This window comes from Pseudomonas sp. URIL14HWK12:I5 (genome assembly GCF_900176445.1).
GTDB lineage: Bacteria > Pseudomonadota > Gammaproteobacteria > Pseudomonadales > Pseudomonadaceae > Aquipseudomonas > Aquipseudomonas monteilii.
Map to the genome: position 1 here is coordinate 63,267 of NZ_FWXQ01000004.1, position 23,129 is coordinate 86,395.

At 62.2% G+C, this 23,129-nt stretch carries 18 protein-coding genes and 1 other RNA gene; 11 read left to right on the forward strand and 8 right to left on the reverse strand.

What is annotated here, in order from left to right:
* Positions 1 to 19 precede the first annotated feature (19 nt).
* The gene (locus B9A31_RS10720; protein WP_019099550.1) at positions 20 to 439 is read left to right on the forward strand and encodes a helix-turn-helix domain-containing protein; all 420 of its coding nucleotides are present in this window, start codon (positions 20 to 22) and stop codon (positions 437 to 439) included.
* Between the two features lie 28 nt (positions 440 to 467).
* On the opposite strand, the gene ffs is transcribed toward B9A31_RS10720, so the two are convergent.
* From ffs to B9A31_RS10745, 5 genes are all read right to left on the reverse strand, one after another.
* Positions 468 to 564, reverse strand: an RNA gene (gene ffs, locus B9A31_RS10725) — signal recognition particle sRNA small type.
* 178 nt (positions 565 to 742) lie between these two features.
* The gene (gene ligA / locus B9A31_RS10730; protein WP_084297038.1) at positions 743 to 3,073 is read right to left on the reverse strand and encodes an NAD-dependent DNA ligase LigA; all 2,331 of its coding nucleotides are present in this window, start codon (positions 3,071 to 3,073) and stop codon (positions 743 to 745) included.
* Between the two features lie 89 nt (positions 3,074 to 3,162).
* Positions 3,163 to 4,050 (reverse strand): cell division protein ZipA, encoded by an 888-nt coding sequence (gene zipA, locus B9A31_RS10735; RefSeq protein ID WP_019099548.1) that lies wholly within the window; start codon positions 4,048 to 4,050, stop codon positions 3,163 to 3,165.
* Positions 4,051 to 4,255: 205 nt separating this feature from the next.
* Positions 4,256 to 7,744: a chromosome segregation protein SMC gene (gene smc, locus B9A31_RS10740; protein ID WP_019099547.1), complete on the reverse strand. Its 3,489-nt coding sequence runs from the start codon at positions 7,742 to 7,744 to the stop codon at positions 4,256 to 4,258.
* Positions 7,745 to 7,747: 3 nt separating this feature from the next.
* Positions 7,748 to 8,407 (reverse strand): GntR family transcriptional regulator, encoded by a 660-nt coding sequence (locus B9A31_RS10745; protein ID WP_019099546.1) that lies wholly within the window; start codon positions 8,405 to 8,407, stop codon positions 7,748 to 7,750.
* Between the two features lie 268 nt (positions 8,408 to 8,675).
* Here B9A31_RS10745 and xdhA point away from each other — a divergent pair, with 268 nt between their 5' ends.
* From xdhA to guaD, 4 genes are all read left to right on the forward strand, one after another.
* On the forward strand, positions 8,676 to 10,130 hold the full coding sequence (xdhA, locus tag B9A31_RS10750; protein WP_019099545.1) for a xanthine dehydrogenase small subunit: 1,455 nt from the start codon (positions 8,676 to 8,678) through the stop codon (positions 10,128 to 10,130).
* The gene (gene xdhB / locus B9A31_RS10755; RefSeq protein WP_025754774.1) at positions 10,123 to 12,522 is read left to right on the forward strand and encodes a xanthine dehydrogenase molybdopterin binding subunit; all 2,400 of its coding nucleotides are present in this window, start codon (positions 10,123 to 10,125) and stop codon (positions 12,520 to 12,522) included. The genes xdhA and xdhB overlap by 8 nt, the downstream gene beginning before the upstream one ends.
* 73 nt (positions 12,523 to 12,595) lie before the next feature.
* Positions 12,596 to 13,441 (forward strand): xanthine dehydrogenase accessory protein XdhC, encoded by an 846-nt coding sequence (gene xdhC, locus B9A31_RS10760; RefSeq protein WP_019099543.1) that lies wholly within the window; start codon positions 12,596 to 12,598, stop codon positions 13,439 to 13,441.
* 10 nt (positions 13,442 to 13,451) lie between these two features.
* Positions 13,452 to 14,756 carry a guanine deaminase gene (gene guaD / locus B9A31_RS10765; protein WP_025754773.1) on the forward strand — a complete coding sequence of 435 codons (1,305 nt, stop codon included), beginning with the start codon at positions 13,452 to 13,454 and terminating at the stop codon, positions 14,754 to 14,756.
* Here guaD and aqpZ read toward each other — a convergent pair.
* Both aqpZ and B9A31_RS10775 read right to left on the reverse strand, forming a co-directional pair.
* Positions 14,753 to 15,451 (reverse strand): aquaporin Z, encoded by a 699-nt coding sequence (gene aqpZ, locus B9A31_RS10770; RefSeq protein WP_019099541.1) that lies wholly within the window; start codon positions 15,449 to 15,451, stop codon positions 14,753 to 14,755. The two genes, guaD and aqpZ, sit on opposite strands and share 4 nt — an antisense overlap.
* A 147-nt stretch (positions 15,452 to 15,598) precedes the next feature.
* On the reverse strand, positions 15,599 to 16,354 hold the full coding sequence (locus tag B9A31_RS10775) for a GntR family transcriptional regulator (RefSeq protein ID WP_012273431.1): 756 nt from the start codon (positions 16,352 to 16,354) through the stop codon (positions 15,599 to 15,601).
* Positions 16,355 to 16,637: 283 nt separating this feature from the next.
* On the opposite strand from B9A31_RS10775, the gene B9A31_RS10780 reads away from it, so the two are divergent.
* Entirely contained in the window at positions 16,638 to 17,987 is a 1,350-nt protein-coding gene (locus B9A31_RS10780) for an NCS2 family permease (protein ID WP_003254327.1), read from the forward strand.
* A gap of 157 nt (positions 17,988 to 18,144) precedes the next feature.
* Complete coding sequence (locus B9A31_RS10785; protein ID WP_019099540.1) at positions 18,145 to 18,879, forward strand: RHS repeat-associated core domain-containing protein; 735 nt, start codon at positions 18,145 to 18,147, stop codon at positions 18,877 to 18,879.
* Positions 18,880 to 18,939: 60 nt separating this feature from the next.
* Here the strand turns inward: B9A31_RS10785 and uraH are convergent, their stop codons facing one another.
* The gene (gene uraH, locus B9A31_RS10790) at positions 18,940 to 19,293 is read right to left on the reverse strand and encodes a hydroxyisourate hydrolase (protein WP_016711727.1); all 354 of its coding nucleotides are present in this window, start codon (positions 19,291 to 19,293) and stop codon (positions 18,940 to 18,942) included.
* 399 nt (positions 19,294 to 19,692) lie between these two features.
* Between uraH and puuE the strand changes: the two genes are divergently transcribed.
* Genes puuE through B9A31_RS10810 form a run of 4 tightly spaced genes read left to right on the forward strand, consistent with a single transcriptional unit; the run spans position 19,693 to position 23,052 of the window.
* Positions 19,693 to 20,619, forward strand: a complete 927-nt coding sequence (puuE, locus tag B9A31_RS10795; protein WP_016711728.1) for an allantoinase PuuE — start codon at positions 19,693 to 19,695, stop codon at positions 20,617 to 20,619.
* On the forward strand, positions 20,619 to 21,134 hold the full coding sequence (uraD, locus tag B9A31_RS10800; RefSeq protein ID WP_019099539.1) for a 2-oxo-4-hydroxy-4-carboxy-5-ureidoimidazoline decarboxylase: 516 nt from the start codon (positions 20,619 to 20,621) through the stop codon (positions 21,132 to 21,134). The genes puuE and uraD overlap by 1 nt, the downstream gene beginning before the upstream one ends.
* Positions 21,135 to 21,183: 49 nt before the next feature.
* Positions 21,184 to 21,687 carry an ureidoglycolate lyase gene (locus B9A31_RS10805; protein WP_012315446.1) on the forward strand — a complete coding sequence of 168 codons (504 nt, stop codon included), beginning with the start codon at positions 21,184 to 21,186 and terminating at the stop codon, positions 21,685 to 21,687.
* A 45-nt stretch (positions 21,688 to 21,732) separates the two neighbouring features.
* Positions 21,733 to 23,052 (forward strand): urate hydroxylase PuuD, encoded by a 1,320-nt coding sequence (locus B9A31_RS10810; RefSeq protein ID WP_019099538.1) that lies wholly within the window; start codon positions 21,733 to 21,735, stop codon positions 23,050 to 23,052.
* Positions 23,053 to 23,129 lie beyond the last annotated feature (77 nt).

The window sequence follows — 23,129 nt, forward strand, 5'->3', positions numbered from 1 at the left end:
TTCAAGTCAAGGGCCCTAAATGGACATTGCCGACGTCGCCAAACGCACAGGCGTACCCGCCTCGACACTGCGTTACTACGAGAAGAAAGGTTTGCTCAAGTCACTCGCCGGGCACGGCCAACGGCGGCAGTTTTCAGCCGATGTGGCGGACCGGCTGGCGCTGATCGCCCTGGGGCAGGCTGCGGGGTTTTCGCTGGATGAAGTGGGGGCGATGCTGGTGGACTTGCAAGTCGACCGGCAGGTGCTGATGGCCAAGGCGGACGAGCTGGATGCGCGGATCAAGCGGTTACAGGCGATGAGCAAGGGCTTGCGGCACGCAGCGCAATGTCCGGAAGAAGATCATTTGGCATGCCCGAAATTCCAAAGGCTGATGAAGCTCTCTGCGGCAGGGGCACTGGACGACAAGCAGGAAAGTAAGAAGGCGTTCGCCGCAGTTTGAGGTTTTCCGACCCCGGAAATGGAGGCGGCCCCACCAGCCACACCCCGGCACTCGATGTTCCCGCTATGGCTGCTCCCTTCCGGGCCTGACCAGGTTAACGGGTAATCAATGCGGGGGGACCGATGGGGCCACCACTACATGCCTCGCTGAACAGCGAGTGGCGCCATTGTACCGTTCTTGGGGGCAGATACAACCTCTAGCGGGAGAAAAAGTCATCATTTCTCAATGACTTGTCAGGGCTGACGTGGCAGCCCTGGCCTCTTCGCGGGTAAACCCGCCCCCACAAGAAACGTGCGCCGGCCTTTAAACCGTGACCCCCTGCCCGGCCAGGAAGGTGACAAAGGCATCTTCGTCCAGCACCTTCACCCCCAGCTCGGCAGCCTTGGCCAGCTTGGACCCCGCCCCTGGCCCGGCCACCACGCAGTGGGTCTTGCCAGACACCGAACCCGCCACCTTGGCCCCCAGGCTTTCCAGCTTGTCCTTGGCGATGTCGCGGCTCATGCGCTCCAGGGTGCCGGTGAGCACCCAGGTCTGGCCTGCCAGCGGCAAACCTTCGGCCACCTTCTTCTCACTGGTCCAGTGCATGCCGAACGCCAGCAACTGCGCTTCGATGTCCCGCGCCAGCTTCTGGTTCGCTTCATTCTTGAAGAACTCACGCACGGCATCCGCCTGCTTGGCCGCAAGGGCCTGGCGCAGGTCGATGCCGTCGGCGGCGATGATCTTTTCCAGGGTGTCGAGCTTGGCCACCAGCTTCTCGGCCCCGGTCGGGCCGACCGAGGCAATGTCGAGCTTGGCAATCATGCCGGCGAGGGTGGTGCTGGCGGCGAATTCGGCAGCCAGTTCGCCCTCGTCCTGCAGTTGCATGCCGCTATCGAGCAGTTGCTTGATGACCTTGCGGTTGTGCTCGTCTTCAAAGAAGTTGTGGATCTCGTAGGCAACCTCCAGGCCGATGTCCGGCAGGTAGGTGAGCACCTGCGGCAATGCCTGCTGCACGCGCGCCAGGCTGCCCAGCGAGCGGGCCAGCACCTTTGCAGTCTCTTCGCCTACATCCGGAATGCCCAAAGCGTAGATGAAACGCGACAAGGCCGGGCGCTTGCTGGCCTCGATGGCATCCAGCAGCTTCTTGCTGGACACTTCGGCGAAACCTTCCAGGCCAACGATCTGGTCGAACTCCAGCTTGTACAGGTCTGCCGGCGAGCCGATCAGGCCTTCGTCCACCAGTTGCTCGACGCTCTTTTCGCCCAGGCCATCGATATCCATGGCACGGCGCGACACGTAGTGAATGATCGCCTGCTTGAGCTGCGCGCCACAGGCCAGGCGGCCAACGCAGCGGTACACCGCGCCTTCGCTGGTGGTTTCCTTGCCCTTGCTGCGTTTGACCAATTGAGTACGCTCGACCTGCGAGCCACACACCGGGCACGCGCTCGGCACCTCGACCGGGCGGGCATCTTCCGGGCGACGCTCCAGCACCACCTGCATCACCTGCGGGATCACGTCACCGGCACGGCGAATGATTACCGTGTCACCGATGCGCAGGCCCAGGCGGGCGATTTCGTCCATGTTGTGCAAGGTGGCGTTGGACACGGTCACCCCCGCAACCTTGACCGGCTTCAGGCGCGCGACAGGCGTTACCGCGCCCGTGCGGCCAACCTGGAATTCGACGTCCAGCACCTCGGTCAGCTCTTCCATGGCCGGGAACTTGTGGGCAATCGCCCACCGTGGCTCACGCGCACGGAAGCCCAACTCGCGCTGGGCGGCCAGGCTGTTGACCTTGAACACGACACCATCGATTTCATACGGCAGGCTGTTACGTCGCTCGCCGATGTCGCGGTAGTAGGCCAGGCATTCTTCGATGCCTGCCGCATGCTTGAGCTCGCGACTGATCGGCATCCCCCAGGCTTTGAGCTGTTCAAGGATGCCAATATGGCTGTCGCCGATGCTTTCAGACACCTGACCAACGCCATAGCAGCAAAACTCCAGCGGGCGGCTGGCGGTGATTTTCGAATCCAGCTGGCGCAGGCTGCCGGCGGCGGCGTTGCGCGGGTTGGCGAACGTCTTGCCACCGGCTTCTGCCTGGGCTGCATTGAGCCGGTCGAAACCGGCCTTGCTCATGTACACCTCGCCGCGCACCTCCAGCACCGCCGGCCAGCCCTCACCCTGCAGCTTGAGCGGGATGTTGCGCACCGTGCGCACGTTGGCGCTGATGTCTTCGCCGGTGGTGCCATCGCCACGGGTAGCGCCCTGCACCAGCTGGCCATCGCGGTACAGCAGGCTCACGGCCAGGCCGTCGAGCTTGGGTTCGCAGCTGTAGTCGACCGCGCCAGGCTGATCAAGGCCTTCTACAACGCGGCGGCCGAACTCACGCAGGTCGGTTTCTTCGAAAGCGTTACCCAGGCTGAGCATCGGGACTTCATGGCGCACCTGGCTAAAGGCGGCCAGGGCAGCACCGCCGACACGCTGGGTGGGCGAGTCGGGTGTGACAAGGTGCGGGTGCTCGGCTTCAAGCGCCTTCAGCTCGTTGAACAGGCGGTCGTATTCGGCATCCGGCACGCTGGGCTCATCGAGCACGTAGTAGCGGTAGTTGTGCTGGTCGAGCTCGGCACGCAGTTCGTGGATACGGGTTTCGGCGGTCATTTTCAGGTTCTCTTGCATAGCAAAAGAGCAGCCCTTGGCTGCTCTTGCGCTTGAAACAGGGTGGACAGAGGTCTGCCCACTTGGGCACATCAGCGCTTCTGGGTCAGCGCGCGGCGCTCGAACTCGACGATACGCTGGCGGTAGTGCTCGATCGTCTGGGCGGTCAGCACGCTGCGCTGGTCGTCCTTGAGCTCACCGTTCAGTTCGTGGGCCAGCTTGCGTGCCGCAGCCACCATCACGTCGAAGGCTTGCTTCGGATGGCGCGGGCCCGGCAAGCCGAGGAAGAAGCTGACGGCACGGGTGCTGAAGTGGTCGATGTCGTCCAGGTCGAACACGCCAGGCTTGACCGCGTTGGCCATGGAGAACAGCACTTCGCCGTGGCCGGCCATGCTCTCGTGGCGGTGGAAGATGTCCATTTCGCCGAAGCGCAAGCCGCTTTCCAGAATGTTCTGCAGCAGTGCCGGGCCCTTGAAGCCGCCCTCGTCGCGGGAGATCACGCTGATAACCAGCACTTCCTCGGCCGGCGGCAGCTCCTTCACGCTGCTGCTGGCAGGGGCCGCACCGCTATTGCGGGTGTTGTCGGCGGCGAAGTCGTCGTCGCTTTCGGCAAACAGGTCCGGCTCACGCGGCTCGGCGCTGAGGTTCAGGTCGCCCTGCTGTACGTCGGCGGCCGCACGCTTGCCGCGCTTGCCAGCCTTGACCGGCTTGGGCTCGCGCTCACGATCACGCGCAGAAGCGCTGAGCGACGGGAGGTCGCTTTCGTCCAGCTCAGGCTCCTTGTGGGTATCCAGCACCCGCGACGGGCCGAGCACTTCGGCACTGCCGCCGTCTTCGTCCGGCAGGTTGGAATAACTGCGATCCAGACGGAATTTCAACTTGCCTTTGCCGCCGCGCATGCGGCGCCAGCCGTCGAAAAGAATCCCGGCAATGACAATGATGCCGATGACGATCAGCCACTCGCGCAGACCGATTTCCATGTAATCCCGTGCCTCTATAAAAATATGCTTGAAAACAAAGGGTTCAAAGCCCTTTAACACGTGGCGCCAACTCTATGTTCTGACAGGCGTTTTACCCACGCAAAAAACGAGTGACATTAAGCTAGCACGACCAAAGACAACTTTACACCGTCTGTCGCACATGGCGGGGGCATTTCGCTACAGAATGTGCCCCCATCGTCGCGCATCACGCATCGACCATGGCCATGGCTGCCTCCACATCAACTGCAACAAGGCGTGAACACCCGGGTTCATGCATGGTTACCCCCATCAATTGATCCGCCATCTCCATGGCAATCTTGTTATGGGTGATGTAGATGAACTGCACGCTTTCACTCATTTCCTTGACCAGACGGGCGTAGCGCCCGACGTTGGCATCGTCCAGCGGCGCGTCGACTTCGTCGAGCATGCAGAACGGTGCGGGGTTCAACTTGAAAATGGCAAACACCAGCGCCAAAGCGGTCAGTGCCTTCTCGCCGCCGGACAGCAGATGGATGGTGCTGTTCTTCTTGCCCGGTGGCCGTGCCATGATCGTCACCCCTGTATCGAGTAGATCTTCGCCCGTCAGTTCCAGATAAGCGCTGCCGCCCCCGAAAACTTTTGGGAAAAGTGCCTGTAATCCGGCATTTATCTGATCAAAGGTATCCTTGAAGCGGTTGCGGGTTTCCTTGTCGATCTTGCGGATGACGTTTTCCAGGGTCTCCAGGGCTTCGACCAGGTCGGCGTCTTGCGCGTCCAGGTAGCGCTTGCGCTCGGACTGCTGCTCGTATTCTTCGATGGCCGCCAGGTTGATCGCACCCAAGCGCTGGATGCGTGCTTCAAGCTGCTCCAGCTCCTGCTCGGTACCCTGCTCGCTGGCGTCGGCCTCAAGGGTGGCGAGCACACCTTGCAGGTCATAGCCATCGGCCAGCAGCTGCTCCTGCAAGGTTTTGCGCCGCACATCCAAACCTTGGCATTCTAGGCGCAACTGTTCCAGTTGGCCGCGCAACACCAGCGCTTGCTGCTCGGCCTGGGTGCGGCGTTTTTCGGCATCGCGCAGTTCGCGGTCGGCTTCGTCCATGTGCAGGCGGGCCTTGCGCATTTCCTCGTCGACGCTCATACGCCGCTCCAGCAGCTCTTCCAGCTTCAGGCGCAGCTCTTCCTGCGGGGCCTCACCCTCCTCCAGGTTCAGGCTCAGTTGTTCCTGGCGCTCGGTCAGGCGCGCGGCCTGCTGCTCCAGGCGTTCCAGCGCCTGACGAGTGGAATCGTGCTGGGCGCGCAGCGACCCCAGGCGCACGGCCAGCTGGTGGGCGTGGTCCTTGTGCTGACGGGCTTCCTGGCGCACCCGATCGAGGCCTTCACGCAGCGTGTCGCGGCGCGCCATCAACTGTTCACGTTGCTCGGTGTCCTGGGCCATCAGTTCCAGGGCTTCTTGCAGCAGCAGGCGTGATTCGCCCAGCTGCTCATGCTCCAGGGCACGCTGCTCTTCCAGCTCAGCCAATTCTTCCTGCAGGCGCCGGCGGCGCAATTCGACCTGCTCGGCGCGGGCACGGCTGGCCGACAGGCTGGCATTGAGTTCGCCATGCAGGCGGTTTTCTTCCTGGCTGCGGCGGCGCAGCTGTTCGCGCTGCTCTTCCAGGTCCAGCTGCTGCTCGCGCAGGGTTTGCAGTTGCTGTTCCAGTTGCTCCAGCGCCGCCTCCTGCTCCAGCTGCTCCTGACCTAACCGTTCGATTTCCTGACCGCGTGCCAAAACCCCGCCTTCGGCCTCACCACCACGACGAACCCGCAGGAAATGCCGGCCAACCCAATAACCATCACGACTGACCAGGCTTTGCCCTTCAGCAAGGGCTGCGCGCCGGGCCAGCGCCTCGGCCAGGTTTTCTACCGGTTTGACCTGGCCAAGCCACGGCGCCAGGTCGATAGGGCCTTCAACTTTTTCCAGCAGGCTGCCGGGCAAGGATGCGTTGTCGGCGCTGGCCAGAAGCAAGCGCAACTCGCCCTGCTCCAGGCCGGCAAAATCGAGCTTGCCGAAGTCGTCCACCAGTACAGCTTGCAGATCGGCGCCAAGCACCGTTTCCACAGCCAGCTCCCAACCCGGCTCCACCCGCAGGCCTTCTGCAAGGCGCGGCTGCTGCGCCAGGCTTTGGCTTTGCAGCCAGTCAGCAGCACCTGCACCGGGCTCCAGCGCGGCCTGCTGCAAAGCCTCCAGCGAAGCCAACCGGCCGCCCAGGCGCTGCAGGTCACCCTGCGCCTGTTGTTGTGCCTGGGTGGCCTGTTGCAACTGCTCGCGCCCGCCTTCCAGTCGCTCGACCACCTGCTCTTCCGACAGTTGCAGTTCTTCCAGCAGTATTTCGCTGCTGGCCAACTGCTCAGCCAGTTCAAGCATGGCGGCATCCTGCGGGTCGCTACCCAGTTGCTCACGCTCCTCGCCCAGCTTGCGCTGGCGTTCGGCCAGACGCTCCAGGCTGGCTTCCAGCTGCTGCAGGCGCGCCTGCTGCACCTCGGCCTGGCGGCGCGGCTCGGCGGAGCGGCTGTTGAAGCTGTCCCACTGCTCCTGCCAACCGTGCATGCCCAGCTCGGCCTCTTCAAGAGCGGCAGCAGCCTCTTCGGCAGAGGCAAGGGTCATTTCCTGCTCGGGCTCCAGCATGGCCAGCTCTTCGCTCAAGGTGGCCAGCAAAGTGCGGTCATGGCCCAGGTGCGACTCAGTCTCCAGGCGCGTGCGCTCGGCTTCCTTGAAGTCGTCCTGCAACTGGCGCAGGCGCTGCTGGCCGTGCTGGATACTCTGTTCAACCCGAGCGATATCACCGGCCACCGAATAGAAGCGGCCCTGCACCTGGTTGAAGCGCTCGGACAGTTCGTGATGACCGTCGCGCAGGCGCTCGATGCTGGCATCGGCGTTGCGCTGCTCGGCCACCAACGCCTCATGGGACACGTCCTGGTCGCCGATCACCGACTCACGCTGACGCACTCGCTCATCCAGGTCGCGCCAGCGCAAGGCCGACAGACGCGCCTTCATCTGGCGCTCCTGGGCCTTGTACTCACGGTACTTCTCAGCTGCCTGGGCCTGGCGGTGCAGGCGTTCCAGCTGGCGTTCCAGCTCTTCGCGCAGGTCGGTCAGCCGGGCCAGGTTTTCCTGGGTGCGGCGGATGCGGTTTTCGGTTTCGCGGCGGCGTTCCTTGTACTTGGAAATGCCGGCGGCTTCCTCGATGAAGTTGCGCAGCTCCTCGGGCTTGGCCTCGATCAGCTTGGAAATCATGCCCTGCTCGATGATCGAGTAGCTGCGCGGCCCCAGGCCAGTACCCAGGAAGATATCGGTAATGTCGCGCCGGCGGCACTTGGTGCCGTTGAGGTAATAGCTGTTCTGCCCGTCGCGGGTGACCTTGCGGCGGATCGAAATCTCGGCGTAGGCGGCGTACTCGCCGACCAGGGTGGTTTCGCTGTTGTCGAACACCAGTTCGATGCTGGCCTGGCTGACCGGTTTGCGGCCACTGGAGCCGTTGAAGATGACGTCGGTCATCGACTCGCCACGCAGGTTCTTCGCCGAACTCTCGCCCATCACCCAGCGCACTGCGTCGATGATGTTGGACTTGCCGCAGCCGTTGGGGCCGACGACAGCCGCCATGTTGCTGGGGAAGTTGACCGTGGTCGGGTCGACGAACGACTTGAACCCGGCCAGGCGAATGCACTTCAGGCGCATCGGTCAGCCTCGGGCCAGCGCCGCCAGCACCAGTTCGCAGCTGCGCTGGCCGTAGGCGGTGAGCACCTCGCGAATACGCGGCAGGTCGCGGGCGACCACGGCTTCGAGCAGGCGGGCGAACAAGTCGAGGTAGTCGATCATGTTGGCCTGGCGCTGGTCCAGCGACAGGTAGTAGGCACGGCTCATGGCTGGCTGGAGGTTTTCCACGGTTTCCTGCAGGAACGGGTTGTCGGCGAACGGATAAGCCGCACGCATGACCGCAAAGCTGTGGGCGACGAAGGCCTTGATGTCGAGCTGGTCATGGGCACGCTGCAGGCGCTGCTGGATCTCCAGAAACGGGCGCAGGTCGGCTTCAGTGCGCCATTTTTGCGCAACCGCGTTGCCCAGCAGGATGTAGAACTCGCCCATCAACGAACACAGGCTGCGCACGCTGCGCTCGTCCAGCTCGGTTACATGGGCACCTCGGCGCGGCAAAATCGCCACCAGGTGGCGGCGCTCGAGGATCAGCAACGCTTCACGCACCGAGCCACGGCTGACGTTGAGCGCCTGGGTAACCTTCTGCTCCTGGATACGCTCGCCTGGCGCCAGCTCGCCGCGGATGATGCGTTCGGCCAGGTAATCGGCAATCTGCTCGGAGAGGCTGTCCGGGGCCTTGAACGTCATGGTTTTCCTTCAAAATCATTGAACTGGGCACAAGGGGCGGATTGTAGCGTACTTGGGCGGTAATCGCGCAGAGGGGCCAGGCGGTTTATTTGACCTGCCAGACAGCCACACGCCCGGCGCGATCTATGCTTGTTCCATAGGCAATGTGTTCGGCCGGGCGTAGACATACGCAATTTCTTGACCTTTGGGTCAGAAAAATATTGACCTGCTAGACAGGTCTTGCTTAGAGTCCGCCCAACAACAATAAAACCATTGCGAGGCCATCCCCGTGATCCAGTTTCTCGTCAACCAGGAGTTGCGCAGCGAGCACGCCCTGGACCCGAACATGACGGTGCTGCAGTACCTGCGCGAGCACTTGGGCAAACCCGGCACCAAGGAGGGCTGCGCCAGTGGTGACTGCGGCGCCTGCACCGTGGTGGTCGGCGAACTGACCCAGGACGACCAGGGCAACGACAGCCTGCGTTATCGCAGCCTCAACTCGTGCCTGACGTTTGTCTCGTCGCTGCACGGCAAGCAATTGATCAGCGTTGAAGGCCTCAAGCACCAGGGCCAGCTGCACAGCGTGCAACAGGCCATGGCCGATTGCCATGGCTCGCAATGCGGCTTCTGCACCCCCGGTTTCGTGATGTCGCTGTTCGCCCTGCAAAAGAACAGCAGTGGCCCCGACCTGCATCAGGCCCAGGAAGCCCTGGCCGGCAACCTGTGCCGCTGCACCGGCTATCGGCCGATTCTAGACGCTGCCGAGCAGAGCTGCCGCCAGCCCTGCCGCGACCAGTTCGATGCCCAGCAGGCGCAAACCATCAGCCGCCTCAAGGCCATTGCACCCACCCAGACCGGCGAACTGAACAGCGGCGACAAACGCTGCCTGGTGCCGCTGACCGTGGCCGACCTGGCCGACCTTTACAGCTCGCACCCCGAAGCCCGCCTGCTGGCCGGCGGTACCGACCTTGCGCTTGAAGTGACCCAGTTCCACAAGACCTTGCCGGTGATGATCTACGTCGGCCACGTGGCCGAGCTCAAGCGCATCGAGAAAACCGCCAGCCACCTGGAAATCGGCGCCGCCACCCCCCTCACCGACTGCTACGGCGCGCTGAACGAGGAGTACCCAGACTTCGGTGCCTTGCTGCACCGGTTTGCCTCGCTGCAGATCCGCAATCAGGGCACCCTCGGAGGCAACATCGGCAACGCCTCGCCGATCGGCGACTCGCCGCCCCTGCTGATCGCCCTGGATGCGCAGGTCGTCCTGCGCCAAGGCGAGCGTCAGCGGGTAATGCCACTGGAAGACTACTTCATCGATTACCGCATTACCGCCCGCCAGGACAGCGAGTTCATCGAGAAAATCATCGTACCGCGCGCCACCCGCGACTGGGCGTTCCGCGCCTACAAGGTGTCCAAACGCCTGGACGATGACATCTCCGCCGTGTGCGGGGCGTTCAACCTGAGCATCGAAGACGGCGTGGTCAGCGGTGTGCGCATCGCCTTCGGCGGCATGGCCGCCATTCCCAAACGCGCCCGTGCCTGCGAAGCGGCGCTGCGTGGCAAACCGTGGGACCAGGCTGCCATCGAGCGCGCCTGCCAGGCCCTGGCCGAGGACTTCACCCCGCTCAGCGACTTCCGCGCCAGCAAGGAATACCGCCTGCTGACCGCGCAGAACCTGCTGCGCAAGTACTTCATCGAACAGCAAACGCCGTACATCGAAACCCGGGTGACCGCTTATGTCTAACCATCACGTAGCCAAAAGCCAGGCCGAGATGGCCGAGCTGTTCAGCCAGGACCTCACCACCGGGGTCGGCCGCAGCGTCAAGCACGACAGCGCCGACAAGCATGTGTCCGGCGAGGCGCTGTACATCGACGACCGCCTGGAATTCCCCAACCAGTTGCACGTCTATGCGCGCACCGCCGACCGTGCCCATGCGCGCATCCTGCGCATCGACACCACGCCGTGCTACGCCTTCGAAGGCGTGCGCATCGCGATCACCCACGAAGACATCCCCGGCCTGAAAGACATCGGCCCTGTGGTGGCCGGCGACCCGCTGCTGGCCATCGACAAGGTCGAGTTCTTCGGCCAGCCGGTACTCGCCGTCGCAGCCCGCGATCTGGAAACCGCGCGCCGTGCAGCCATGGCCGCCATTGTCGAATATGAAGACCTGGAGCCGGTGCTGGACGTGGTCGATGCACTGCGCAAGAAGCACTTCGTGCTCGACAGCCACACCCACCAACGCGGCGATTCCGCCGCCGCGCTGGCCAGCGCCCCACACCGCATTCAGGGCACCCTGCACATCGGTGGCCAGGAACACTTCTACCTGGAAACGCAGATTTCCTCGGTGATGCCCACCGAGGATGGCGGCATGATCGTCTACTGCTCCACGCAGAACCCCACCGAAGTGCAGAAGCTGGTGGCCGAAGTGCTCGACGTGCCGATGAACAAGGTGGTGCTGGACATGCGCCGCATGGGTGGCGGTTTTGGCGGCAAGGAAACCCAGGCTGCCAGCCCGGCGTGCCTGTGCGCGGTAGTGGCCCGCCTGACCGGCCAGCCCACCAAGATGCGCCTGCCGCGTGTCGAAGACATGACCATGACCGGCAAGCGCCACCCGTTCTATGTCGAATATGACGTGGGCTTTGACGACAACGGTCGCCTGCACGGCATCAACTTCGACCTGGCCGGCAACTGCGGTTACTCGCCCGACCTGTCCGGTTCGATCGTCGACCGCGCCATGTTCCACTCCGACAACGCCTACTACCTGGGCGATGCCACCGTGCATGGTCACCGCTGCAAGACCAACACGGCCTCCAACACCGCCTACCGTGGCTTTGGCGGCCCACAGGGCATGGTTGCCATCGAACAGGTGATGGACCACATCGCCCGCCACCTGGGCCGCGACCCGCTGGCGGTGCGCAAGGCCAACTACTACGGCAAAACCGGGCGCAACGTCACCCACTACTACCAGACCGTCGAGCACAACATGCTCGATGAGATGACTGCCGACCTGGAAGCCAGCAGCGACTACGCCGAGCGCCGTGAGTCGATCCGTCGCTTCAACGCCAACAGCCCGGTACTGAAGAAGGGCCTGGCGCTGACGCCGGTCAAGTTCGGCATCTCGTTCACTGCCACCTTCCTCAACCAGGCCGGGGCGCTGATCCACATCTATACCGACGGCAGCATTCACCTGAACCACGGTGGCACCGAGATGGGCCAGGGCCTGAACACCAAGGTCGCGCAGGTGGTCGCCGAGATCTTCCAGGTAGATTTCAGCCGCATCCAGATCACCGCCACCAACACCGACAAGGTGCCCAACACCTCGCCGACCGCAGCCTCCAGTGGCGCCGACCTGAACGGCAAGGCGGCGCAGAACGCTGCCGAAATACTGAAGAAGCGCCTGACAGAGTTCGCGGCGCGGCATTACAACGTGACCGAGGAGGACGTCGAGTTCCGCAATGGCCATGTGCGTGTACGCGACCAGATCGTCAGCTTCGAGCAACTGGTGCAGCAGGCGTACTTCGCCCAGGTATCGCTGTCCAGCACCGGTTTCTACCGCACGCCGAAGATCTTCTACGACCGCAGCCAGGCGCGCGGCCGGCCGTTCTACTACTTCGCTTTCGGCGCCGCCTGCGTGGAAGTGATCGTCGATACCCTGACCGGCGAATACAAGATGCTGCGCGCCGACATCCTGCACGACGTGGGCGACTCGCTGAACCCGGCCATCGACATCGGCCAGGTGGAAGGCGGCTTCATCCAGGGCATGGGCTGGCTGACCACCGAAGAACTGGTGTGGAACGCCAAGGGCAAGCTGATGACCAATGGCCCGGCCAGCTACAAGATCCCGGCGGTGGCCGACATGCCGCTGGACTTGCGGGTGAAGCTGGTGGAGAACCGCAAGAACCCGGAAGACACCGTGTTCCATTCCAAGGCCGTGGGCGAGCCGCCGTTCATGCTTGGCATCGCCGCCTGGTGTGCGATCAAGGATGCCGTGGCCAGTATTGCCGATTACCGGGTGCAGCCGAACATCGATGCACCGGCGACACCGGAGCGGGTGTTGTGGGGCTGTGAGCAGATGCGCAAGGCGGTGGCGGCGGCGCAGCCTGCCAAACCGGAACTGGAAACCGTCCCCCACTGACAGCGAGGAACCCTGTGGGAGCGGGCACGCCCGCTCCCACAGAGCCTGCGGCGCAACATAGAGAGGTTGCATCATGCACCAATGGATCAACGCCCTCGCCGACCACCAGTCCCGTGGCGAAGCCTGCGTACTGGTGACCATCATCGAAGAACGCGGCTCCACCCCGCGTAACGCCGGCTCGAAAATGGTCGTCAGCGCCAATGGCCTGTTCGACACCATCGGCGGTGGCCACCTGGAATACAAGGCCCTGCACATCGCCCGGCAAATGCTCGAAGAACAGCGCACCACCCCACACCTGGAGCGCTTCAGCCTCGGGGCCAGCCTGGGCCAGTGCTGCGGCGGCGCTACCGTGCTCTTGTTCGAGCCCATGGCTGCGGTGCAAGCGCACATCGCCGTGTTCGGCGCGGGCCATGTCGGCCGTGCTCTGGTACCCTTGCTCGCCGCGCTGCCCTGCCGGGTGCGCTGGATCGACTCGCGCGAACAGGAATTCCCCGAACTCATCCCCAACGGGGTGACCAAGGTCGTCAGTGAAGAACCGGTCGACGAAGTCGCAGACCTGCCGCCAGGTTGCTACTGCATCGTCATGACCCACAACCACCAGCTCGACCTGGAACTGACCGCCGCCATTCTCAAGCGTAATGACTTCACCTGGTTCGGCCTGATCGGCTCGAAGACCAAACGGGTCAAGTTTGAGCATCGCCTGCGCGAGCGCGGTTACGACGATGCCGTGCTGGCGCGCATGCGCTGCCCGATGGGCCTGCCCGAGGTAAAGGGCAAGCTGCCTATCGAGATCGCTGTGTCCATCGCCGGTGAAATCATCGCCACCTACAACGCCTGCTTCGGCCAGCACGACGCTGGCGCCAATGCCGGCCCCATTGCCCAGTTGCTGCCGCCTTCCCGGCGCAGCCAAGCCATTTGACGAGTGTGTTATGACCGTTACCCGCAAAGCCTATCGCGCCGCCATCCTGCACAGCATCGCCGACCCGGCCGAGGTGGGCCTGGAGGCTTCCCATGAGTACTTCGAGGACGGCCTGCTGGTGGTCGACGATGGCCGCATCAGCGCCCTTGGCCACGCCAGCGAGCTGCTGCCGACCCTGGATGCCGGCATCCCGGTTGAACACTACCAGGACGCACTGATTACCCCAGGCTTTATCGATACCCATATCCACTTCCCGCAAACCGGCATGATCGGCTCTTACGGCGAGCAGCTGCTGGACTGGCTGAACACCTACACCTTCCCTTGCGAAAAGCAGTTCGCCGACAAGGACCACGCCGATCAGGTGGCGAAGATTTTCCTCAAGGAACTGCTGCGAAACGGCACCACCACCGCGCTGGTGTTCGGCAGCGTGCACCCGGAATCGGTCAATGCCTTGTTCGAAGAAGCCGAGCGCCTGGACCTGCGCCTGATCGCCGGCAAGGTGATGATGGACCGCAACGCCCCTGACTACCTGACCGACACGGCAGAGTCCGGCTACACCGAAAGCAAAGCACTCATCGAGCGTTGGCACGGCAAGGGTCGCCTGCACTATGCGGTCACCCCACGCTTTGCCCCGACCAGTACGCCGGAGCAATTGACCCTGGCTGGGCAACTGCTGAAGGAGCACCCAGGCGTATACATGCACACGCACCTGTCGGAAAACCTCAAGGAAATCGATTGGGTGAAGTCGCTGTTCCCCGAGCAGAAGGGTTACCTGGACGTCTACGACCACTTCGAGCTGTTGGGCGAGCGCTCGGTGTTCGCCCACGGCGTGCACCTGTGCGATGAGGAATGCCAGCGCCTGGCCGAAACCGGCTCGGCCGTGGCCTTCTGCCCCACCTCCAACCTGTTCCTGGGCAGCGGTCTGTTCAACCTGCCCCAGGCTGAGCGCTTCAAGGTCAACGTGGGCCTGGGTACCGACGTGGGCGCTGGCACCAGCTTCTCGCTGCTCAACACCCTGAACGAAGCGTACAAGGTGATGCAGCTGCAAGGCGCGCGCCTGCACCCTTACAAGTCACTGTACCTGGCCACCCTTGGCGGCGCCCGTGCGCTGCGCCTGGACGACCGCATCGGCAGCCTGCGCCCGGGCAACGATGCCGACTTCGTGGTGCTGGACTACAAGGCAACGCCGCTGCTGGACTACCGCATTCAACAGTCCAACAGCATTGAAGAGACCTTGTTCGTGCTCACCACCCTGGGCGACGACCGCACTGTGCGCGAAACCTACGCGGCCGGGCGGTGCGTACACCAGCGTTAAGGCTCTTTTGCCAGGCCCCGGTACAGCGCGCCGCCGATTGCAGCCCCGATCAGCGGCGCTACCCAGAACAGCCACAGCTGCTGCAGGGCCCAGCCACCGACAAACAGGGCCGGCCCCGTGCTGCGCGCGGGGTTGACTGAGGTATTGGTCACCGGAATGGAGATCAGGTGGATCAGCGTCAGGGCCAGGCCGATGGCAATCGGTGCGAACCCTGCCGGTGCCCGGGAGTCGGTCGCCCCCATGATCACCACCAGGAACATCGCGGTCATCACCACTTCACTGATAAAGCCCGCCCCCAATGTGTAGCCACCAGGGGAGTGGTCGGCGTAGCCGTTCGAAGCCAACCCTGAGGCAAGCTCGAAACCCGCTTTGCCGCTGGCAATGAGATAGATCACACCTGCAGCCAGGATGGCGCCGATCACTTGTGCGATGACGTAGGGCAGCAGCTCCTTGGCCGGGAAACGCCCACCCACAACCAGCCCGAACGAGACGGCAGGGTTGAGGTGACAGCCGGAGATATGACCGATGGCGAAGGCCATGGTCAGCACAGTGAGGCCGAAGGCGAAAGCAACACCGAGAACGCCGATACCGACAGGGGAACTGGCTGCGAGTACCGCACTGCCACAGCCGCCGAGAACCAGCCAGAAGGTGCCGACCAGTTCGGCCCCCATCCGTTTACCGAGGGACATGCTCATGAATCCATTCCTCAAGAAGTTGAACGCAACGAATGCGCAAGCCCAACTGCTTGATGAAGGTTTGCTCACAAGAATTTAGCAGACCTTTGGTCAATGGCCAGAAATGACTGGGGCCGCTTCGCGCCCCTCAATCGATCAGGCAAACGATCAACCCTTGGCCGAAACCTTTGGCTTTTTCAGCAGGTGCGAGAACACTGCATGCAGATCGTCCGAGGCACTCTCCTCGTCCAGGTTCAGCTTGCTGTCGATGTGGTCCATGTGATGCATCATCAGGCTCACGGCCTGTTCGGCATCACGCGCCTCGATGGCATCGATCAGCTGCATGTGCTCGTCATACGAGCAATGCGAGCGGTTGCCGCTTTCGTACTGGGCGATGATCAGCGAAGTCTGCGACACCAGGCTGCGCTGGAAGCTTACCAGCGGTGCATTGCCCGCTGCCTCGGCCAGCTTGAGGTGGAACTCGCCGGAAAGACGAATGCCAGCGCCCCGGTCGCCACGCGAGAAGCTGTCGCGCTCTTCACGCACCATCTGCCGCAGCTCGTTGAGCTGGTCGAGGGTGGCGTGCTGCACGGCCAGTTCGGTAATGGCCCGCTCCACCATGCGCCGCGAGAAGAACACCTGGCGCGCTTCTTCCACCGTCGGGCTGGCCACCACCGCACCGCGGTTCGGCCGCAGCAGCACCACGCTTTCGTGGGCCAGGCGCGACAGGGCGCGGCGGATGATGGTGCGGCTGACGCCAAAGATTTCGCCCAGCGCTTCCTCGCTCAACTTGGTGCCCGGCGCCAGGCGCTGCTCGAGGATCGCCTCGAAAATGTGCGCGTAGACGATGTCGTCCTGGGTACCGCTGCGGCCGGCCTTGCCGACACGTGCAGGTTTTTTCAGAGGTTGCAGCTGTTCGTTCATGGGCTCTCGAGGCACGAAGAGAAAGTATGGCGCCATTGTACACAGGCTGAGGCGATTCCGCAGGTGGCGTTTTAGCTATATAGCCGTTGTACGACGCATTGCGCACACAAAACATAAAACATTATTTGCATTCTTTGTACACAAAAGCATAATCCACCGAGCAACTTCTTGACCCATGAGTCAACAAAATGGTCAGACGTCTGCCTTCCCTCGCGGAGCCTCCAAGTGCATTGCTCAGGAAAATGGCTCCATAACAACAAGAAAGACTTGAGGAGTACTCGCTGTGGAAAGCCGCAAATCCGAAGCCCCTACGCTGGATCTCGCCCCACCGCTCGAAACGAGCTGGCTGGAGCGGATTTTCAAACTCAAGCAACACGGCAGCACCGTCAAAACCGAAATGATCGCCGGGGTGACCACCTTCATCACCATGGCCTACATCATCTTCGTCAACCCCAACATCATGGCCGACGCCGGCATCGACCATGGTGCCGCCTTCGTCGCCACCTGCATCGCCGCCGCGCTGGGCTGCCTGCTGATGGGCCTGTACGCCAACTGGCCGGTGGGCCTGGCCCCGGGCATGGGGCTTAACGCCTTCTTTACCTACACCGTGGTCGGCACCATGGGCTACAACTGGGAAACGGCGCTGGGGGCGGTGTTCGTCTCGGGGGTGCTGTTCATGTTCCTGACCTTGTCGAAAGTGCGCGAATGGTTGCTGAACAGCATTCCGGTCAGCCTGCGCCATGCCATGGGGGCCGGCGTCGGATTGTTTCTCGGGCTGATCGGCCTGAAGACGGCAGGCATCATCGTCGACAGCCCCGCTACCCTGATCAAGCTGGGCTCGCTGCATGAGCCAGGGCCACTGCTGGCAGCCGTGTGCTTCCTGCTGATTGCCATCCTCAGCTACAAGCGGGTGTTTGGCGCGATCCTGATCAGCATCATTGGCGTGACCCTGGCGGGCTGGGGCCTGGGGCTGGTCAAGTTTGGCGGGGTGATGTCGATGCCGCCAAGCCTGGCACCGACCTGGATGGCGATGGATGTGGCTGGCGTGTTCAACGTCAGCATGATCAGCGTGGTGCTGGCGTTTCTGTTCGTGCACATGTTCGACACCGCCGGCACGCTGATGGGCGTGGCGCAGCGCGCCAACCTGGTGGCGCCGGACGGGCGGATCGAGAACCTTTCGAAGGCTTTGAAGGCTGACAGTGCATCAAGTGTGTTCGGTGCAGTGGTGGGTGTGCCACCGGTCACCAGTTATGTGGAAAGTGCTGCGGGTGTGGCAGCGGGCGGTCGTACTGGCCTGACTGCAGTGGTGGTAGGCCTGCTGTTCATCGCCGCGATGTTCTTCGCGCCACTGGCCGGGATGATTCCTGCCTATGCCACAGCCGGTGCGCTGATCTACGTGGCGATGCTGATGATGGGTAGCATGGCGCACATTCATTGGGATGAGGCCACCGACAGCATTCCGGCTATCGTCACGGTGATCATGATGCCGCTGACCTTCTCGGTCGCCGATGGTATTGCGCTGGGTTTCATCAGCTACGTCGCGTTGAAGGCGGGCACCGGGAAATACAAGGAAATCTCCGCCAGCCTGTGGGTGCTGTGCGCGATTTTCATTGCCAAGTTTGTGTTCCTTTAACTTCAACCGCTTCAACAAAGGGCGCCTCGGCGCCCTTAGTCATATTCAGTACCGCACATTGAACCGCGCCGCACTGTTATTTTTGCCAGGTGCGGGGTAATCGGAGGCTTGATATAAATTTACGGTCACATTTAGCGCAACCGCTGGAGAGAGTTGAATGCCAGCCTATACCCCATTTGGCCACGGCACGTCTTGTGAAAGCCTACTGGCCTTCAATGGCGATTTTCATGACACGCTCACAGGCCTTTATCCGCTGGGTAACGGCCATCGCATGTACAGCCCGGTGCTGATGAGGTTTCTTCGTTCAGACAACCTAAGCCCTTTTGACCGAGGTGGTTTGAACAGCTATGTCTACTGCGAAGCAGACCCGATCAATCGGATAGACCCGAGCGGCAGAAATGCTTTGCTGTACAAGACCGCTACCAAGTTGCTAGCAGGAGGAGGGATTGTATTCGGGGCCAGAAAACACCGTGACTTCATCGGTGAAGTTTTCACTACCAGCAAGCGTGCACTCACTCGCGGGCCGATACCGCCTGAGAATTTCCCGGAGCACCGATACAACCTCTGGAGAAACGCGAGCAAGGCTGACAAACCTTTCAACAACGCGGTGAACCGGGTCAACGAAAATCTGGGATCACACGGTGATGGCGCGCTTTCAGCAAAACAAGCCGCTTACTACGCAGAAGGAACCTGGTCAGAGAACAGCAACACCACACTGCATCTTCACAGCACCGCCGGCTGGGGGATGCAACTGGCGCAGACCGGAGATCCGGCCGCTGCGACCGGCGCCTTGTTCAATGGTGCCGCCACATTGGTTTCAGGCGCGCTGGATCACATATCCTACAAATCGGGAGCGATTTTCAAGAATCCTGTCAGCGAAGTACGCCAATAAAAAAAGCCCGCCAGTGTGAGAGCGGGCCAAAGGACCTACGAAGATTCTTCTAGCGACCAACTAGCTTCCACGATAGGTCGAATAGCTGTATGGCGAGATCAGCAGCGGCACGTGGTAGTGCTCCTGTTGCTCGTCGATGCCAAAGCGCAGCACAACAACATCCAGAAACGCCTGGGCCGGCAGTTGCACACCACGGGCGCGGTAGTAATCGCCAGCGCTGAATTGAAGTTGGTAAACGCCTGAGCGGTAATCGTCACCTTGCAGCAACGGCGCGTCGACGCGGCCATCGCTGTTGGTCAGGGCGGTGTTCACCAGCTCCAGCTGCTGGCCTTCGACACGGTACAGCTCGACCTTGATCGAGCTGCCCGGGCAGCCATGCGCGGCATCCAGTACGTGTGTGGTCAAACGTCCCATTGCGTGTCGCCTCTTGTTCAATCTGTGGGCAAGAAATACTCAGCCTATGCACCCAAACAGGGCCTGCGGTAGGCGGGAATGACGCCATTAAGACATTCCATAGCAAAATTGTACACAATTTTTTGTACCCATCCGTCGTACCCGGCGTTTCCTGCCTATAAACGACCCATCGGTCGCAAATACAGGCACTGTAACGACCCCAATGTCATTAGCTGACCGATCAGGCAGGTTTCTTGCACTGTATTTCCAGGTCGCTGCGAAGCGACAAAAGGGAAGAAATGCGGAAAAACAGGCTTACAAAAGATTTCAGAAGTTGTATACAATCAGCCCATCCGGTGGTGCGACATCCCGACGCGGCCCGCCCACCCCCCGCACAAACGCACAAGAAGGAAGACTGCAGTGAGCGCTGACTACCCTCGCGACCTGATCGGTTACGGCAACAACCCTCCTCACCCGCAATGGCCGGGCAACGCTCGCATCGCGCTGTCTTTCGTCCTCAACTACGAAGAAGGCGGCGAACGCAACATCCTGCACGGTGACAAGGAGTCCGAGGCCTTCCTGTCCGAAATGGTAGCCGCCCAGCCACTGCAGGGCGCGCGTAACATGAGCATGGAATCGCTGTACGAATACGGCAGCCGTGCCGGCGTGTGGCGCCTGCTGAAGCTGTTCAAGGACAGCGGCGTCCCGCTCACCATCTTCGCCGTGGCCATGGCCGCCCAGCGCCACCCCGACGTGATCCGCGCCATGGTCGAGGCTGGCCACGAAATCTGCAGCCACGGCTACCGCTGGATCGACTACCAGAACATGGACGAGGCCCAGGAGCGCGAGCACATGCTCGAAGCCATCCGCATCCTCACCGAACTCACCGGCGAACGCCCGCTGGGCTGGTACACCGGCCGCACCGGCCCGAACACCCGCCGCCTGGTGATGGAAGAAGGTGGCTTCCTGTATGACAGCGACACCTACGACGACGACCTGCCCTACTGGGAGCCGAACACCCCTACCGGCAAGCCGCACCTGGTGATCCCCTACACCCTGGACACCAACGACATGCGCTTCACCCAGGTACAGGGTTTCAACTGCGGCGAGCAGTTCTTCCAGTACCTGAAAGACGCCTTCGATGTGCTGTACGCCGAAGGCGCCGAAGCACCGAAGATGCTGTCCATCGGCCTGCACTGCCGCCTGGTCGGCCGCCCGGCGCGCCTGGCCGCCCTGAAGCGCTTCGTCGATTACGCCAAAAGCCATGACCAGGTCTGGTTCGCCCGTCGCGTGGACATCGCCCGCCACTGGCACACCACCCACCCGTACAAGAAAGAGAACGCCTGATGACCGCCTTCAACACCCTCAAGCCATCCGCCCTGGGCCGTGACGCCTTCGTCAGCGCCTTCGCCGACATCTACGAGCATTCGCCGTGGGTGGCCGAAAAGGCCTATGACCTGGGCCAACTGGGCGAGCTGGACGAAATCGAAGCCCTGCACCAACGCATGAGCGACATCCTGCTCAGCGCCAACCACGCCGACCAGTTGGCACTGATCAACGCTCACCCGGACCTGGCCGGCAAGGCCGCCATCCAGGGCGAACTGACCGAATCGAGCACCAACGAACAGGCCGGCGCCGGCATTCACCAGTGCACCGCTGAAGAGTTCGCCCGCTTCACAGAGCTGAACGACGCCTACAAGGCCAAGTTCCAGTTCCCGTTCATCATGGCGGTGAAGGGCAGCAACCGGCACCAGATCCTCGCCGCCTTCGAGAAGCGCATCCACAACGATGCCGATGCCGAGTTCAAGGAAGCCCTGGCGCAGATCAACCTGATCGCCCTGTTCCGCCTGCTGCAGCTGTAAGCAACAGCCGAACCTTTTTCAGTACAACGAATAGATAAGAGAGACCCGCATGCGCACCCTGATGATCGAGCCCCTGACCAAAGAAGCCTTCGCCCCCTTCGGTGACGTGATCGAAACCGACGGCAGCGACCACTTCATGATCAACAACGGCTCGACCATGCGCTTTCACAAGCTCGCCACGGTCGAAACCGCCGAGCCTGAAGACAAGGCGATCATCAGCATCTTCCGCGCCGACGCGCTGGACATGCCGCTGACCGTACGCATGCTGGAACGCCATCCGCTGGGCAGCCAGGCTTTCATCCCGCTGCTCGGCAACCCCTTTCTGATCGTGGTCGCGCCCGTTGGCGATGCACCTGTATCAGGCTTGGTCCGGGCCTTCCGCAGTAATGGCAGGCAGGGCGTTAATTACCATCGCGGCGTCTGGCACCACCCGGTGCTGACGATCGAAAAGCGGGATGATTTCCTGGTGGTTGATCGCAGCGGTTCTGGCAACAACTGCGATGAGCATTACTTCACCGAGGAACAGATGCTGATCCTCAATCCCCACCAATAAGAAAAGGTCGGTCATCGTTCACGGTGATCGGCAGAGGTACATACTGTGGAAGCACACCTTCACGAATGGCTGAACCTGAGCATTCGCTGGGTTCACATGATCACCGGTGTCGCCTGGATCGGTGCATCGTTCTACTTCGTCTGGCTGGAGAACCACCTGAACCGAAGCAACCCGCGCGATGGGTTGTCGGGTGATCTCTGGGCGATTCACGGCGGTGGTATCTACCACCTGGAGAAATACAAGCTCGCACCCCCGAAAATGCCCGAGAACCTGCACTGGTTCAAATGGGAAGCCTACTTCACCTGGATGTCCGGTATCGCCCTGCTGTGCGTGGTGTTCTACTGGAACCCGACCCTGTACCTGCTGGCCCCTGGCAGCACCCTGAGCGGTGCCGAAGGCGTGGCCATCGGGATCGGCTCACTGATCGCCGGCTGGTTCATCTACGACTTCCTGTGCGACTCGCCCCTGGGCAAGAAGCCAGCGCTGCTCGGTGCTGTACTGTTCGTGCTGATCATCGCCGCGTGCTGGGGCTTCAGCCTGGTGTTCAGCGGCCGTGGTGCGTACCTGCACACCGGCGCGATCATCGGCACCATCATGGTGGGTAACGTGTTCCGCATCATCATGCCGGCCCAGCGCCAGCTGGTGGCGGCGATCGAGAACAACCAGACGCCCGACCCGGTATTGCCGGCCAAGGGCCTGCTGCGTTCGCGTCACAACAACTACTTCACCCTGCCGGTGCTGTTCATCATGATCAGCAACCACTTCCCGAGCACCTACGGTAGCCAGTACAACTGGCTGATCCTGGCCGGCATTGCAGTAGCCGCGGTTCTGATCCGCCACTACTTCAACACCCGCCACGACAGCAACAAGTACGCCTGGACCCTGCCGGTCGGCGCCCTGGCAATGATCTGCCTGGCCTACGTCACCGGCCCTAAGCCGATGGCTGTTTCGCCTGAGCAAGCCGCAGCGAAAGTCGAGTACCAGCCATTGCCGGCTACTGCCGTAGGCGGCAAGACCGCCGCCGAACTGCGTGCCGAGGAAGCGGCCAAGCCTGCCGAAGCACCGGCTGAAGCACCTGCCCAGGCGACTGCCCAGGCTGGCGGCGACAGCTTCGACAAGATCCACAACGTCATCCAGGAACGCTGCACCGTGTGCCACTCGTCCAAGCCGACCAGCCCACTGTTCAGCGCCGCCCCTGCCGGTGTGATGTTCGACACCCCGCAGCAGATCCAGGCACAGGCCGCGCGCATCCAGGCGCAAGCGGTCGCCAGCCAGATCATGCCGCTGGGCAACATCACCCAGATGACCACCGAAGAGCGCAAGCTCGTCGGTGACTGGATCGCCAAAGGTGCCCCGGTCAACTGATCGAAGCCGCAAGCTTCAAGCCTCAAGCTGTAAGTCGTAGGTAACAAGCAAGCATCGAGCGTCAGGCTCCAACGCGG